Origin of the sequence: Mesorhizobium sp. BH1-1-5 (assembly GCF_020165615.1) — a bacterium.
Classification (GTDB): Bacteria; Pseudomonadota; Alphaproteobacteria; order Rhizobiales; family Rhizobiaceae; genus Mesorhizobium.
Genome location: NZ_JAIUIM010000014.1, coordinates 64821 through 78405, shown reverse-complemented (window position 1 = coordinate 78405; position 13585 = coordinate 64821). Strand labels below are relative to the sequence as shown.

17 protein-coding genes are annotated in these 13585 nt (G+C 65.4%); 8 read left to right on the top strand and 9 right to left on the bottom strand.

Features of this window, described 5'->3' with window-relative positions; translation table 11 throughout:
- Nucleotides 1-5 precede the first annotated feature (5 nt).
- From LB572_RS19610 to LB572_RS19600, 3 genes are all read right to left on the bottom strand, one after another.
- Nucleotides 6-602 carry a glutathione S-transferase family protein gene (locus LB572_RS19610; protein WP_224668868.1) on the bottom strand — a complete coding sequence of 199 codons (597 nt, stop codon included), beginning with the start codon at nt 600-602 and terminating at the stop codon, nt 6-8.
- A 271-nt stretch (nt 603-873) separates the two neighbouring features.
- Nucleotides 874-1239 (bottom strand): hypothetical protein, encoded by a 366-nt coding sequence (locus LB572_RS19605; RefSeq protein WP_181179718.1) that lies wholly within the window; start codon nt 1237-1239, stop codon nt 874-876.
- Between the two features lie 402 nt (nt 1240-1641).
- Nucleotides 1642-2160, bottom strand: a complete 519-nt coding sequence (locus LB572_RS19600; RefSeq protein ID WP_224668867.1) for a DinB family protein — start codon at nt 2158-2160, stop codon at nt 1642-1644.
- 103 nt (nt 2161-2263) lie between these two features.
- On the opposite strand from LB572_RS19600, the gene LB572_RS19595 reads away from it, so the two are divergent.
- The 3 genes from LB572_RS19595 to LB572_RS19585 all read left to right on the top strand — a co-directional run bounded on the left by LB572_RS19595 (nt 2264) and on the right by LB572_RS19585 (nt 4651).
- Complete coding sequence (locus LB572_RS19595; RefSeq protein WP_224668926.1) at nt 2264-2854, top strand: TetR/AcrR family transcriptional regulator; 591 nt, start codon at nt 2264-2266, stop codon at nt 2852-2854.
- A gap of 145 nt (nt 2855-2999) precedes the next feature.
- Entirely contained in the window at nt 3000-3404 is a 405-nt protein-coding gene (locus tag LB572_RS19590; RefSeq protein WP_224668866.1) for a YciI family protein, read from the top strand.
- Nucleotides 3401-4651, top strand: a complete 1251-nt coding sequence (locus LB572_RS19585; RefSeq protein ID WP_224668865.1) for an RNA polymerase sigma factor — start codon at nt 3401-3403, stop codon at nt 4649-4651. Before LB572_RS19590 ends, LB572_RS19585 begins: the two co-directional genes overlap by 4 nt.
- Nucleotides 4652-4806: 155 nt before the next feature.
- Here LB572_RS19585 and LB572_RS19580 read toward each other — a convergent pair whose 3' ends face one another.
- From LB572_RS19580 to LB572_RS19570, 3 genes are all read right to left on the bottom strand, one after another.
- On the bottom strand, nt 4807-5259 hold the full coding sequence (locus tag LB572_RS19580) for a hypothetical protein (protein ID WP_140807449.1): 453 nt from the start codon (nt 5257-5259) through the stop codon (nt 4807-4809).
- 132 nt (nt 5260-5391) lie between these two features.
- Nucleotides 5392-5754, bottom strand: a complete 363-nt coding sequence (locus LB572_RS19575; protein WP_224668864.1) for a DoxX family protein — start codon at nt 5752-5754, stop codon at nt 5392-5394.
- Nucleotides 5755-5783: 29 nt separating this feature from the next.
- On the bottom strand, nt 5784-6206 hold the full coding sequence (locus LB572_RS19570) for a VOC family protein (RefSeq protein WP_140807451.1): 423 nt from the start codon (nt 6204-6206) through the stop codon (nt 5784-5786).
- 182 nt (nt 6207-6388) lie between these two features.
- Between LB572_RS19570 and LB572_RS19565 the strand changes: the two genes are divergently transcribed.
- The gene (locus LB572_RS19565) at nt 6389-7141 is read left to right on the top strand and encodes an AraC family transcriptional regulator (RefSeq protein WP_140807452.1); all 753 of its coding nucleotides are present in this window, start codon (nt 6389-6391) and stop codon (nt 7139-7141) included.
- A gap of 15 nt (nt 7142-7156) precedes the next feature.
- Here LB572_RS19565 and LB572_RS19560 read toward each other — a convergent pair whose 3' ends face one another.
- The 3 genes from LB572_RS19560 to LB572_RS19550 all read right to left on the bottom strand — a co-directional run bounded on the left by LB572_RS19560 (nt 7157) and on the right by LB572_RS19550 (nt 9459).
- Complete coding sequence (locus tag LB572_RS19560) at nt 7157-8005, bottom strand: 23S rRNA (adenine(2030)-N(6))-methyltransferase RlmJ (RefSeq protein WP_224668863.1); 849 nt, start codon at nt 8003-8005, stop codon at nt 7157-7159.
- A 58-nt stretch (nt 8006-8063) separates the two neighbouring features.
- Complete coding sequence (locus tag LB572_RS19555; RefSeq protein WP_224668862.1) at nt 8064-8696, bottom strand: hypothetical protein; 633 nt, start codon at nt 8694-8696, stop codon at nt 8064-8066.
- A gap of 148 nt (nt 8697-8844) precedes the next feature.
- Nucleotides 8845-9459 carry a TetR/AcrR family transcriptional regulator gene (locus LB572_RS19550; protein ID WP_224668861.1) on the bottom strand — a complete coding sequence of 205 codons (615 nt, stop codon included), beginning with the start codon at nt 9457-9459 and terminating at the stop codon, nt 8845-8847.
- A gap of 135 nt (nt 9460-9594) precedes the next feature.
- Between LB572_RS19550 and LB572_RS19545 the strand changes: the two genes are divergently transcribed.
- The 4 genes from LB572_RS19545 to LB572_RS19530 all read left to right on the top strand — a co-directional run bounded on the left by LB572_RS19545 (nt 9595) and on the right by LB572_RS19530 (nt 13570).
- Nucleotides 9595-10068, top strand: coding sequence for a carboxymuconolactone decarboxylase family protein (locus tag LB572_RS19545; protein ID WP_140807456.1), 474 nt, complete (start codon nt 9595-9597; stop codon nt 10066-10068).
- Between the two features lie 253 nt (nt 10069-10321).
- Complete coding sequence (locus LB572_RS19540; protein WP_224668860.1) at nt 10322-11239, top strand: lysylphosphatidylglycerol synthase domain-containing protein; 918 nt, start codon at nt 10322-10324, stop codon at nt 11237-11239.
- Between the two features lie 5 nt (nt 11240-11244).
- Nucleotides 11245-12324 (top strand): glycosyltransferase family 2 protein, encoded by a 1080-nt coding sequence (locus LB572_RS19535; protein WP_224668859.1) that lies wholly within the window; start codon nt 11245-11247, stop codon nt 12322-12324.
- An 88-nt stretch (nt 12325-12412) separates the two neighbouring features.
- On the top strand, nt 12413-13570 hold the full coding sequence (locus tag LB572_RS19530) for a hypothetical protein (RefSeq protein ID WP_224668858.1): 1158 nt from the start codon (nt 12413-12415) through the stop codon (nt 13568-13570).
- The last annotated feature ends 15 nt before the right edge of the window (nt 13571-13585 follow it).

Below are 13585 nucleotides of genomic sequence, written 5' to 3'. Positions count from 1 at the left end.
GCGCCTTACCCCGGCACGCTGCCCTTCAATTCCGGAAACTTCTCATCAAACCGCGCGGCCCAGCGCACGAGCCGGCTGCGGCCCTTCTCCCATTGGCCGGAAAAGCGCAACGCGAGATAGCCAAGGGTCGCACGCAGCGCCATGTGGCCAGCGGTGATCTTCTTCGGCAGTTTCGGCGGGTTGGCGTTGATGAGGTCGAGCGCGGTGGTGATCTTGGTCCACTGGCGGTCGAGCCAGGGCTGGTAGACCATTGCCTCCGGCCGCGTGCGGCGCTCATAGACCATCGACAGCGCGCAGTCGCAGATGCCGTCCGCAAGCGCCTCGAGAACCTCCGCCTCGAGCCGCTTGTCGGGATTGCGCGGCAACAGCGCGTTCTTCGACAGCCGGTTGAGATGCTGGGTAATGGTGCGGCTGTCATAGATCGAGCGGCCGTCCTCCAGCACCAGCACCGGGATCTTGCCGAGCGGGTTGGCCGAGATCAGCTCGGCGGGCTTGTCCTCCGTCTTGACCGGCACGAGGTCGATGGCGATGCCGGCATAGACGGCCGCCATGCGAACCTTCGAACTGTAAGGGGATGTGGAAGCATAGAGCAGTTTCGGCATGATCGGGTTCCCAGTTGTTTGCGGCACTGTTGACCGATCCGCGTCCGAAGGGCAACGGCCAGCCGGCCAATCCGGATTGGCCAATGCATCCTGCCGGCGCGCGCACCCGCAAAGAAAAAGCTCCCGGAAGTTTTGCTTGGCGGCAAAATTTCCGAGAGCTTTAGGAGGAGCGTCCGCTCCGACTCCGCTCGCCTTGACACCGAATTGGCGAGAGGGGTGCCTGGGTGGCACCCGCCCTCACCTATTGCGGTTCGCGAGCGAAGCTACGCGATCACTTCTTGGCGGCCGGCTTCTTCGCCGGAGCTGCCTTCTTCACGGCTGCCGGCGCCTTGGCGGCGGCGGCCTTCAGCGGAGCCTTGGCGGCGGGCCTGGCCGCGGCCTTCGCTGCCGGCTTCTTGGCGGCAGGCTTCGCCGCTGCCTTGGCGGCGGGCTTGGCCGCGGCCTTCGCTGCCGGCTTCTTGGCGGCGGGCTTGGCCGCAGCCTTAGCCGCCGGCTTCGCTGCTGCCTTGGCCGGAGCCTTGGCGGCTGCCTTCGGTGCCGCTGCCTTCTTCACTGCTGCAGGTTTCGCGGCAGCCTTAGCTGCCGGCTTCTTTGCCGGCGCTTTCGCCGCCGGCGCCTTGGTTGTCGTCTTTGCCATGCGATGCCCCTTGCGTTTTGCCAATGGTCGTGAGTGACCCGGCGTCTCTATGCATATCTGACTCGCGACTGTCTAGCCAGCGAAGCAACACAATGATTTTCAGTTATTGAATTTTGGTTACACGAAGCGCATCTCGTTGAAAAATTGTGAGCGAATCTGTCACTTTCGAAGTGACGGCCCGGCCCACAGATTTTCGCGCAGCTTCTATCGCCCGATCAACCATCGGCCCATAGCATAAGCCTATATCGGAATGTGAGCGCATTGCTCACAATAGAGGGTGAGCAGCCGAACGCTCGCTTCATCTTGTCCAGCAGAAACATCTACAGATGAAACCGGGCACGCGAATCGACGAAAGCTTGCGATGCATAAAGCGAGCTTGAAGCTCATATTCTGGCGCTGCGATCAAACGTCCGCCGGTTGGCGCCCGCGCTGCAGGCGGCGTGCCGGTTCGGCCCGATGCAGATGGACGGCGTAGGTATCCCAGGGCGGCGAAACCGCGATCCCGGCCAGCATGCAGCCGATCTCGCCGCGATGGTAGCTGCCGTGCAAGACGATATGGGTCAGCATCTCCTGCCGCGTCATGCAGCCCTGGTCGCCGTCGGTGAAGGTGAAGGCGACCGGGGCGGCAAGCTCTTGCTCCGGAACGGTTTCGAGATAGTCGAGATACCAGCCGTCGACTTCGGCCACGGCGACGCGCAACGCGCGCGGCTCGGGCGCGTCGCTCGCATAGCCGTGGGCAACCCCGTTCAGGTGCGCGGCAAAAATCCGCGACACGACATGGATATGGTTCATCAGGCGGATCGCGGCGTGGCGTTCCCCGGCATCGCCTGACGAGTCCAACCCGACAAGCTTCTCCACGAGCTCATCGTTCGCCCAGGCTTGATGGGCAAGCATGCCCTTCAGCAAGGTCTTGGCACTCATCTTCGCAGCCCATTTGCGTTGGTGAAATGAATGTGAGTATCCTGTTTATATTCTCGGGAGACGGGCTAGCATGTCTACTCGCATTGCAAAGCCGGCCGCACGCATGCGCAAGCAGCCGCGCCAGGCGCGTTCGATCGCTACCGTGGAGGCAATCATCGAAGCCGGTGCTCACGTTCTGAGCGAGCTCGGCTGGGCGGGCTTTTCCACCAACAAGGTGGCGGAGGCCGCGGGCGTCAGCATCGGCTCGCTCTATCAATATTTTCCCGACAAGCTCGCTCTGGTCGAAGCGATCCGGCGCCGTCACTTCGATCATGTGCTGTCGGTGATTCGCGAAGCGGCGACGGACGAGAAGCCGCTGAGGCAATTCGCGCGCGAGCTGGTGCGCGGCATGATCGGCGCGCACTCGATCCATCCGACGCTGCACCAGGTGCTGCTCGACGAGGCGCCGGGCGACCGCGGCTCGCGCGCCGCGCACGCCTCGTTCCAGGCGCGCTATCTCGAACATTATGCGGCGGCGGTCGCGCAGTACCGCAAGCGCCGCAAGGATACCGAGACGATGGCGCGCGTGCTCTCCTCGGCAGTCGAAGGCGTGATCCACAACGCGGCACGCCGCAACATGCTCGACGCGCCGGAATTGCAGAAGCAGCTTGTCGAGCTGATCTCGGCCTACGTATCGGGCGGCAAGGCAGCCTGAGCAAGCGTGTGCGGCTGGCGGCGGCCCGTGTGCCAACGCGCCTCTTCGCCGGTCACCGGCGCCGCAATAATTTTCGCATCGCCTGTCGATTCCGCCGTTCCCCGTTCGTCGTATCATCGCAACCAACCAACCGAAGGAATTCGAGATGCGTTTCATGATGCTGATGATCCCCGGCGGCTACGCGACCGCGGCTCCCGACGTCAGGCCCGAGGCGGAAGCCGTGGCGACGATGATGAAATACAATGAAGAGCTGAAGCGGGCCGGCGTGCTGCTTGCGCTCGACGGGCTGCATCCGCCGTCATCGGGCGCGCGGGTCTCCTTCAAGGGCGGCAAGCCGGCCGTCACCGATGGCCCCTTCGCCGAGGTCAAGGAAGTGCTCGGCGGTTATTGGGTGATCGACGTGCGCTCGCCCGAGGAAGCCATCGAATGGGCACGCCGCTGCCCCGCCGGCGAGAACGACGTCATCGAGGTCCGGCGCGTTTTCGAGATGAACGATTTTCCCGAGGACGTCCAGAAGGTCGTCGACGGGTTCGACGAGCTGAAGGGTTGACCGCCACGGCGGCGATCGAAGCGGTCTGGCGGATCGAGCAGCCGAAGCTCGCCGCCAGGCTCACCCGCACCCTGCGCGATGTCGGACTAGCCGAGGAAGTGGTGCAGGATGCCTTCGTGCAGGCGCTGGAGCGCTGGCCCCGGGACGGCATTCCGCATAACCCGGCCGCCTGGCTGACCAGGGTCGCCACAAACCGGGCGCTCGACCGGCTGCGCCGCACCGTGCTGATCGACGGCAAGCATCGGCAGCTGGCCGTCGATCTCGCCGAGCTGGAGCGCGCGATGCCCGATATCGAGGCGGCGCTCGACGAGGATATCGACGACGATCTGTTGCGGCTGATCTTCACCTCTTGCCATCCGATGCTGCCGGCCGAGCAGCGCGCGGCTCTCGCGCTTAGAATGCTCGGCGGGCTTTCGGTGCCGGAGATCGCACGCGCCTTCCTGGTGCCGGAGGCTACCGTCGCCCAGCGCATCGTGCGCGCCAAGCGGACACTGCGCGATGCCGGCATCGCCTTCGAGACGCCGCGCGGGCAAGAGCGGCGCGAGCGCCTGGGCGCCGTGCTGGAAGTGATCTATCTGATCTTCAACGAAGGCTATGTCGCTTCCTCCGGACCGGACTGGCTGCGCATCGATCTCAGCAACGAAGCAATGCGCCTCGGCCGCCTGCTCGCGGCGCTGACGCCGGAGCAACCGGAGGCGATCGGACTCCTGTCGCTGATGGAACTCAGCGCCTCGCGCTTCGGCGCCCGCACCGACGGCGCGGGCAACCCGATCCTGCTGCTCGACCAGGACCGCGGGCGCTGGGACTGGTCGCTGATCCGGCGCGGCCTCGACGGGCTGAAACGCGCGATGGCGCTCACGCCGACGCCGGGTCCTTATCAACTGCAGGCGATGATTGCCGCCTGCCATGCCCGCGCGATGAGCGCGGCCGACATCGACTGGATTGCCATTGCCGCCTATTACCAGGCGCTCGCGCTGGCGGCCCCCTCGCCCATTGTCGAGGTCAACCGGGCGGTCGCGGCCGGCATGGCGTTCGGGCCGGCGCAAGGGCTGGCCATCGCCGATGCGCTGCGGGACGAGCCGCGGCTGAAGGATGCGCATCTGTTGCCGACGGTGCGCGGCGACCTGTTGGCGAAGCTCGGACGGATGGAGGAGGCCCGCGCCGAATTCCGCCGCGCCGCCGAGCTGACCGGCAACGAGCGGGAGCGCGCGCTGCTGCTTGCGCGGGCTGGCCCGAGCCTGACGTAAGAAGTTAAGTGCCGGGGTGTGTCGAGATTCAGGTCAGGCCGAGTCGAGAATGCCGGCGTCCGTGCACCGGAGCGGAGCGTACTTAAAGTACGTGAGCACCGGAAGCGGAGGGCGCCGCCATTCGCAGGCCGGCATCACCTGAATATCGGCACAGCCTACCGCAGCACGCGGCAACGGCCGTTATAGACCAGCCAGCGGTCGAAGCCCGAGACGCAGAATTCGACATTGTCGCCGATCGAGGCAAAGCCCTGGCCTTCCTCGATCAGATAGAAGATCGAGCGGTCGCGGCCGTCCGACAGGTTGACCGTGGCGCGGCAGTAGTGGCGGCCGATCGGCCATTCGTCGCTCGCCGGCTCGTAGCGATGCTGGCGGATGTTGCGGAAATCGGCGATGGCGACGTCCGGCAGATGCGGCACGTGATGCACCTGATAGGAGAAGCGGTCGGTGATCTTGTTCAGCACCCAGCTTTCGCCGCAGACGCTGCCATCGTCGCCACTGTAGACGGAAAGGTCGGCGGCCTGCGCCGCCTGGCTGAAGCCCAGCGGAGTGGCAAAAGGAGTGGACAGCGCAACCAGCGCGGCAAGGGCGGAATGGGCGAAGCGAGTCATGACAGCCTCTCAAGGTCAGTTCCGCGCACTGTGCGGATTCGCTTGGCGGCGGTCAAGCGGTCGCGAAATAAAGGTTTTTCGGAAGAGACTTTGGGGTTTCCGCAAAACTTCGTTCCGATGGCCGCCGGCTGATCAGCCAGTACCGGCAAGCAGCAGCCCGCCGATAACGGCAATGTTGATCAGGAACGCATTGCGCAGCACCTGGCGCTCCGGCTCCTCGCTGGCCCAGAAACGCAGCAGCATGAAGTTCGTCGCCAGCGTGAAGACGATCAGCGCGCCGGCGGCGAAGGACCGGGCCATGCCAACGGCAAGCAGGAAGCCGGCAATGACCTCGACCGCCGAACCGGCGGCAAGCATCAAGGCCGGAGCCGGAAATCTCTGGGCGGCCAGATAGTCGCGCATCGCCATGAATTTCACGAAATGCTCGATGCCGGCAAAGACGAACACGCCACCGATGAGGAGAGCGCCGAGCGCTTGAACGATTTGAGCAGGCATGGCGGCTTCCTCTCGATGATGTACTTCGTTCAGTCCTCAGGAACGAAGGCCGGGTTGTAGACGACCTCCCACAGATGATCGTCGGGATCCTGGAAGTAGCCGGCATAGCCGCCCCAGAACGCCTTTTGCGCTGGCTTGACCACGCGCGCGCCGGCCTTGACAGCTTGGGCCATCACGGCGTCGACCTCGGCCCCGCTGCCGACATTGTGGCCGATGGTCAATTCGGTCGGGCTGCGGCCGCTTTGCGGCACCGTGGCATCCCAGGCGATGTTGGCACGCTCGTAGATGGCGAATTTCAAGCCGCCGGCGAGATCGAAGAAGGCGACGGCGCCATGCTCGAATTCGCGGCCGATGATGCCTTCGGTCGGCAGGCCGAGGCCGTCGCGATAGAATCTGAGCGAGGCCTCCAGGTCATCGACGCCAAGCGTCAGTACGGTGATGCGAGCTTTCATTTCTCTCACTCCTTTCTATATTCGAGACCACAGTCGCAAACGGATGCGGTCTGATGCGAGCGCGTGAAGCGCCGTGAAGTTCCATCCGTTTTGCCATGGACGACGTGGTCGGCATTGAAGATTTCGGCCAAAATGACCGTCGCACCCATCCGGCAATCCTGCTGGAGCAGATCGGAGACAGAATGGAACCGGTCCTGGCACAGACAACCGGCTTCTTTCGCGAGCGGCCCGTCGCTGGCGGCCTGGCCGATGCCTTCTGTGCGATCTGGATCCACCGCATGGACGAGCGCGTCGTTCCGCCAATCGTCATCACGCCGGACGCGACGATCGACCTGCAATGGATCGACGGCCGCTTCCGCGTGGCCGGGCCGGACAAGGAGCCGCAGATCGAGACGCCGCTGGCCGGCGCGGTGATCGTCGGCTTCCGCTTCCGGCCAGGCGCGGCCGCCGGCTGGCTTGGCGTGCCAGCCAGCGAAATCGTCGGCGGACGCCTGGACCTCCAGGACTTATGGGGGACGCGCGCCCGCGAACTGTCGGATCGCATCAAGGCTGCGACCGACCTGCCGGCCATGCTGCGGCAATTGGAAGAGACCGTCGGCATGCGCACCGAAGGCCGCGATGCGCTCGACCCGCAGATGGGCCGGGCCTTTGGTGTCCTGGACGAGGGACTGCCGCCGGAAACGCCCATGGTTCCATTCCTGCAGCGCCAGCTGCATATGAGCGAGCGGACGCTGCGCCGGCGTTTCGAGGACGCTTTCGGCTATGGTCCCAAGACACTCGATCGCATCCTGCGCTTCCATCGCTTCCGACGTCTGCAGCGGCAGGGTGAAGGCTCGACCGCGCTGCTCGCCATCGAGGCCGGTTACGCCGACCAGGCGCACCTGATCCGCGAAAGCAGGCGGCTGACCGGCGTGACGCCTACAGCGCTGGCTTAAGCAACGCGGGTCGTCCTACTCGCCCGCCAGCCACTCGAGCGACCAGCGCGACTGCTGCCGGACAGCGAGCGCCTTGTGGAGCGCGGGCAACAAGACTTTCAATTCGCCTTCCAGCGTGTAGGGCGGATTGACCACCACCATTCCGCTGCCGTCGAGGCTGGGCTCGTCCGACGCAGGCCGGATCTCGAAGGCGATGTCGAGCAGTTTTGGAATGCCTGTCTCCTTCAGCGCCGCGCGGAAGGCGGCGACCGCCTTGCGGTCCTTGATCGGATACCAAAGCGCGTAGATGCCGCCCGGCCAGCGCCGATGCGCCTTGCGCAAGCCGTCGACGAGCCTGGAGAACTCGCCGTCCTCCTCGAAGGGCGGATCGATAAGGACAAGGCCGCGCTTTTCCTTCGGCGGCAATTGCGCGCCGAGCGCCAGCCAGCCGTCGAGCTCGATCACCCTCGCCTGGAAATCGCCGGCGAAGACGGATTTCAGCCGCGCGGCATCCCTGGGGTGCAGTTCGATCGCCGTCAGCCGATCCTGGTTGCGCAGGAGATGGCGAACGATCAGCGGCGAGCCGGGATAATGCTTGAGCCCGCCGTCGGGATTTTGCGCGCGCACCGCCTCCAGATAGGGCTGGAGCAGTGCCGCCGCTCGCGGATCGAGCGTCACTTCGGCGAGCCGGCCGATGCCGCCCTGCCACTCGCCGGTCTTGCCTGCCTCGACCGAAGCGAGATCGTAGCCGCCGATGCCGGCATGGGTGTCGACGACGCGAAAAGCCTTGTCCTTCTGCTTGAGATATTCGACGAGGCGCGCCAGCACGGCGTGCTTGACGACATCGGCGAAATTGCCGGCGTGATAGGCATGGCGATAGTTCATGCGCGCCTACCTCCAAAGAGCATGATGTCGACCGAAAACCGCTTCACAGTTTTCGGCATCATGCTCGCGGCGAACCGTTGCGGCCCCAGCGCGGCGGTGGCGGCTGCGAATTGGGGTTCTGCGGACGGCCTCCGCCACGGCGCCCGAAGACCAGCGACAGCACCAGTCCGGCAAGGCCGACGCCCATCAGCGTGTAGCCGGCCGGCTGCGCGCGTTCGTCGATCGAGCCGGTGCCGGCACGCAGGATGAGATCGACCGCGCGCATGTCGATGCCGTCGGCATCGCCGGGGCCGACGGCGAAGACGTAAGGACCGGGCGTGACCCTATCGATGACGCCGGCCTCGTCGCGGAAGATCTTGTCGGGCAGCAGCTGCGGGCTGGCCTGGCGTGGAGTGTCGGTGTGGTTGAAGGAGAGCGCCGACGCCAGCGCCGTGCGGCCGCCGCTCGCCGCGGTCAGCGTCAGCACCGTGCGCTGCTGGCCGGCGACCCGCTCGGCCCGCGCGGTCAGATCGACCAGCACCCGCACCGGCGCGTCGCCCGCGGCGAGCTGCACCGTGACCGGACGGAAGCGGCCACTCTCATAGACGCGGTAGGTGCCGATCGCATTGCCGGAGAAATTGCTCATCGCCCAGGGATAGAAGATGCCGATGGCGGCACCGGCGATGAGGAGAAGGACGGAGAGGAAGCGCATTCAAACCCTTGGCTGTTTTCTTCGGCGCACGGCTGCCGCCCCTTTTACTAGAGCGGTTCACCGCTTCAGGGAAACGGCAAACCGCTCTATCTCTTGGTTCTGACGCAATTCCGGACGGAAAACCGCTCACACTTTTCCTGGAATTGCTCTAGCGGTTTTCGTCTCGGGCAGCTTCGCGGACCCGCTCCATCTCGTCCAGAAACATTTCCAGGCCAAGCTCGAAAGTCTTGTCGAAGCCGCCGGCGCCGAAATAGGCGCCGGCTTTGACAACGCTCGGATAGTCGCGCGCCAGATCCTCGTTGCTGACGGTGGTGACCGCCGAAGGTCCCTTGGCGTAGCCTGCCGTCTCGTCGAGGATCGCGCCCATCAGATAATAGCCGGCGGCGCGAAACAGGCGGGCGCTGAGCTCAGGCCCGAAGCCGCCATCCTCGAACAGGCCGATGATGGCGTTCAGCTTGGCAAGGCAGGGCGGCGAGTTCATGCGGTAGACGACGATGAAGGGCGCAAAGGCCGGGTGCTCGGTGGCGACACGGCGGAACTCCTGCATCCCGATCCGCGCCCGCTCGCGCCATGGCAAACTGTCGTCGGGAATAACAAGCCCGCTCATCTGCCGGTCGACCAGCGCCTCGTAGAGATGCGCCTGCGAGGGGAAGTGATGGTAGATGCTCATCGCCTCGCAGCCGAGCCTGGCGGCGAGCTTGCGCATCGAAAAGCCGGAAAGCCCTTCCTGCTCGATCACCTCGAAGGCGGCGCCCTCGATCATCTCGCGGGAAAGCTTTCCGCGGGTCCGCTTTTTTTTGCTCGATGCATCCATGGTCGCGCTTGACAACTTACACTGTAAGGTTCATCTTTGGCACACCTTACATCGTAAGGCTAACAAAAACCAGAGGAGAACATCATGTCAGTCATTCGCATCGTCTCAACCGTGCATTCCTGCCTTCGTTCCGCCTCGCTCATCGCCGCCGCGGGCGTGTTTGCCGCAGCGTTCGCCTCCACCCCTGCCCGGGCCGATGATTATGACGCCGCCCTCAAGGACATCCAGTCGACGATGGGCGGCGTGCCGAGCTTCGTCAAACAGTTCCCGAAAGCCGGTCTGCCCGGCGCGTGGGCCGAGGTCAAGGCCATCGAGCTCAGCGACAAGACGGCGCTGACGCCAAAGGAGAAGTCGCTGATCTCGCTGGCGGTCGCGGCGCAGATCCCCTGTAGCTACTGCATCTGGTCGGACACCGAGAACGCCAAGCACGCCGGCGCCACCGACGAGGAGATCCAGGAAGCGGTCGCCATGGCGGCGCTGACGCGCCATTGGAGCACCATCTTCAACGGCATGCAGGTCGATTTCGACCAGTTCAAGAAAGAGATGGGGGGGCAGTAAGATTTATCTCAGCATAGCTTATCCGGCAAAGCGGGCGGGCCGAACCCCGCCCGCTTTTGACCGTGCCGATCGAGGCTCCAACCAAGCTTATGGATTCGCTGCGGCGGCTGCTCTATAGGAACAGCGCCTTGAAAAAGCGGGAACGGATCCGATATCGGACCGGCGCCGGCCGGGCCGACATCCGAGAGTTGCCCTTGCGTGGCCCTCGGATTGCGCTTCCGCCCCCCAACCGGGCGGCCCATTGGAGACCTGATTGAAGCGAGCGATATCGATAATCGTCACCCTGGCGCTGCTGGCATGGCTTGCCAGCGACCAGCGCTGGAAGATGGTGGGCGATGCCTTTGCCTCCATCACGCCCGGCGCTTTCGTGGCGGTCGCGGCGGCGCTGTTCGTCACCTATGTGCTCAGGGCGCTGCGTGTCTGCGACGAATTCCGCGACGACGTGAACGGCCGCTTCGGCGCCGTGCTGCGCGTCATCCTGATCCACAATGCGATGATCAATGTCGTGCCCTTCCGTGGCGGCGAGACGGCCTTCCCGATCCTGTTGCGCCAGGTGTTCGGCGTGTCGATCGTGCGCGCCAGCGCCTCTCTCCTCTGGTTCAGGCTGCAGGACGCCTTCGTCGTCGGCGTGCTGGCCTGCCTGGTCTGGCCGGGCCTGCATCCGGCGCTCAGGGCCGCCGGTATCGCGGCGCTGATCGCCGCCGCATGGTACTTGCCGCGCTGGGCGCGCGCGCCGCACGACTGGACGGCCGGCGGCAGGATCGTCTCGAAACTCGGCAAATTGCGCGACATCTTCACTGAAGCGACGGGACGCTCGCGCTATGGCTGGTGGTGGACGATCGCCAACTGGGCACTGAAGCTCGGCGTGCAGGGCTGGCTGCTCGCCATGTTGCTCAACACCTCGTTCCAGACCGCCTTTCCCGGCGCGGTCGGCGCGGAAGCCGCCGCCATCCTTCCGGTGCAGGGCGTCGCCGGCTTCGGCACCTATGAGGCGGGCGCCGCCGCGGCGCTGCTTTATTCCGGCATCGCCATGAAGGACGGCCTGCAGGCGGCGCTCGCGCTGCACCTCTTCATCCTCTGCTCGGCGGTCGCAACCGGTGCGATCGCCTGGCTGTTCCCCTCGAAATCGACGCTGCCGGAAACCCCGGCGACGGGACCGGCAAGGAAATGACCGCCATGAACGTGCTTCCCATCCCCGCATCGGGATTGCCCGAGGGCGCCGTGATGCCCGAGCACAAGCTCTCCATCGTCATCCCGATGTACAACGAAGCCGACAATGTCGAGCCGCTGCTGGTCCGCATCCATCAGGCGATGGAGAATTACAGCCAGCCCTGGGAAGTGGTGCTGGTGGACGACGGCAGCACCGACGCCACGCCCGTCGAGATCCGCCGGCTGGCGGCTCAATACGGGCCCCATGTGCACGGCGTGGAGCTGGTGCGCAATTACAAGCAAACCGCCGCCATGCAGGCCGGCCTCGACGCCGCGCGCGGCGATGTCATCGCGACGCTCGACGGCGACCTGCAGAACGATCCGTTCGACATTCCGCGCATGGTCTATCGCCTGCTGACCGAGGATCTCGATCTCGTCGCCGGCTGGCGCAAGGACCGCAAGGAGGGTTTCTGGGTGCGCCGCCTGCCCTCTCGCATCGCCAACAGGCTGATCGCGCGCGTCACCGGGGTGCAGCTCAAGGATTATGGCTGCAGCCTGAAGGTGTTCCGCGGCAGCGTCATCCGCAGCGTGCGGCTCTACGGCGAGATGCACCGCTTCATCCCGGCGTGGCTGGCGACGGTGACGACGCCGCGCCGCATCGCCCAGGAAGTGGTGACGCACCACGCCCGCATCCACGGCCAGTCGAAATACGGCATCTCGCGCACCTTCCGCGTGGTGCTCGACCTCGTCTTCATGTTCTTCTTCCTGCGCTACCGCACGCGGCCCGGCCATTTCTTCGGCGGCATCGGCATCGTGCTCGGCGTGCTCGGCTCGCTGATCCTTGCCTATCTGTTCGCGATCAAGGTTTTCTGGGGGCAGGACATCGGCACGAGGCCGATGCTGATCACCGGCTTCTTCCTGGTGATTGCCGGGCTGCAGGCGGTGACGTCGGGCGTGCTCGCCGAAATGCTGTCGCGCGTCTATCTCGAGACCAACGGCGCGCTCGCCTATGTGGCGCGGCCGCAGCCCGCGCATGGCGAGGGCGACGGCTGGCACTGGCCGAGCAAGCCGGCGGTTGTTGAAAAACCGAGGACGCGCCGGAAGTGACCGGTCAGGCTGGCCGGCATTGGCCGCATTGCCAATCGCATTGATTTCGCGCAACGGTCCCTGCGACGGGAACGACCGAAAATGAGCGATGCCGGGGACTGACGGATCCATCCTGATAACCGGGGCTCGCGCGCCGGTGGCGTTGCATCTGGCGCGCCTTCTCCATGGCGCCGGGCATAGGGTGATCCTGGCCGACACGCCGGCGCGGCCGATCGCGGCGGCGAGCAAGACCTGCGCGCGCTATCATCGATTGCCGCCGCCGCGCTTCGAGCCGCAGGTCTACCGCGAGGCGGTGGAGGCGCTGATCCGGGCCGAGGGCATCAGCCTCGTCATCCCGACCTGCGAGGAAGTCTTTCACCTTGCGCTTGCCTGGCGCAACAGGACCATGCCGGCGCTTTTGTTCGCACCCGATATCGGGTTGCTGGCGGAGGTCCACGACAAGCACAGCTTCATCCGGCTGGCTGAACGGCTTGGCCTGCCGGTGCCGGAGACCACGCTTCTCAATTCCCGCGACGACCTGGAGGCGGTGCGTGCCCGCTCGCGCATGCTCGTCTTCAAGCCGGTCTGGTCGCGCTTTGCCAGCCATGTGCTGCTGCGCCCGACGCCCGATTTCCTCGATGCGATCACACCCTCGCCCGCCATGCCCTGGGTGGCGCAGCGTTTTGTCGAGGGCGAGGAGATCAGCGCCTATGCGGTGGCGCGCGACGGCAGGCTCAAGGCGCTTGCGCTCTACCGCTCGCTCTATCGCGCCGGCAAGGGCGCCGGCATCTTCTTCGAGCGGATCGAGGATGACGCGGCGCGCGATCTGGTCGAGCGCATCGTCGCCGGTACCGCATGGACCGGGCAGATCTCCTTCGACCTGATGCGCGAACCGGGCGGCCGGGTGCTGCCGCTCGAATGCAATCCGCGCGCGGTCAGCGGCCTGCATTTCTTCCGCGATCCGGCGCGGTTTACCGATGCTGTGCTTGGCGATGGAGCAGAAGTCGCGCCCGACGTCACCGCCCCGCAAACAGTGAGGCTTGCGATGTGGATTTACGGACTGCCGGCGGCGCTGCGTTCGAGAGCGCTCGCCCGCTTTCGCCAAGCAATGCGCGAGGGCGAAGAGTTGCTCGACTGGCCGGGAGATTCAGCCCCGGTAAGGGCGCAGTGGCCGGCACTGGCGGAGATCGCGCGCGTGGCGTGGCGCGAGCGTATCAGCCTGCAAGCGGCGTCCACGCGCGATATCGAGTGGAACGGGCCGGCCTAGCCTAAGCCGCCTCCA

Coding starts and splice junctions, on each gene's coding strand:
- LB572_RS19610 (WP_224668868.1), bottom strand. CDS start 602: ATGCCGAAACTGCTCTATGCTTCCACATCCCCTTACAGTTCGAAGGTT.
- LB572_RS19605 (WP_181179718.1), bottom strand. CDS start 1,239: ATGGCAAAGACGACAACCAAGGCGCCGGCGGCGAAAGCGCCGGCAAAG.
- LB572_RS19600 (WP_224668867.1), bottom strand. CDS start 2,160: ATGAGTGCCAAGACCTTGCTGAAGGGCATGCTTGCCCATCAAGCCTGG.
- LB572_RS19595 (WP_224668926.1), top strand. CDS start 2,264: ATGCGCAAGCAGCCGCGCCAGGCGCGTTCGATCGCTACCGTGGAGGCA.
- LB572_RS19590 (WP_224668866.1), top strand. CDS start 3,000: ATGCGTTTCATGATGCTGATGATCCCCGGCGGCTACGCGACCGCGGCT.
- LB572_RS19580 (WP_140807449.1), bottom strand. CDS start 5,259: ATGACTCGCTTCGCCCATTCCGCCCTTGCCGCGCTGGTTGCGCTGTCC.
- LB572_RS19575 (WP_224668864.1), bottom strand. CDS start 5,754: ATGCCTGCTCAAATCGTTCAAGCGCTCGGCGCTCTCCTCATCGGTGGC.
- LB572_RS19570 (WP_140807451.1), bottom strand. CDS start 6,206: ATGAAAGCTCGCATCACCGTACTGACGCTTGGCGTCGATGACCTGGAG.
- LB572_RS19565 (WP_140807452.1), top strand. CDS start 6,389: ATGGAACCGGTCCTGGCACAGACAACCGGCTTCTTTCGCGAGCGGCCC.
- LB572_RS19560 (WP_224668863.1), bottom strand. CDS start 8,005: ATGAACTATCGCCATGCCTATCACGCCGGCAATTTCGCCGATGTCGTC.
- LB572_RS19555 (WP_224668862.1), bottom strand. CDS start 8,696: ATGCGCTTCCTCTCCGTCCTTCTCCTCATCGCCGGTGCCGCCATCGGC.
- LB572_RS19550 (WP_224668861.1), bottom strand. CDS start 9,459: ATGATCGAGGGCGCCGCCTTCGAGGTGATCGAGCAGGAAGGGCTTTCC.
- LB572_RS19545 (WP_140807456.1), top strand. CDS start 9,595: ATGTCAGTCATTCGCATCGTCTCAACCGTGCATTCCTGCCTTCGTTCC.
- LB572_RS19535 (WP_224668859.1), top strand. CDS start 11,245: ATGAACGTGCTTCCCATCCCCGCATCGGGATTGCCCGAGGGCGCCGTG.
- LB572_RS19530 (WP_224668858.1), top strand. CDS start 12,413: ATGCCGGGGACTGACGGATCCATCCTGATAACCGGGGCTCGCGCGCCG.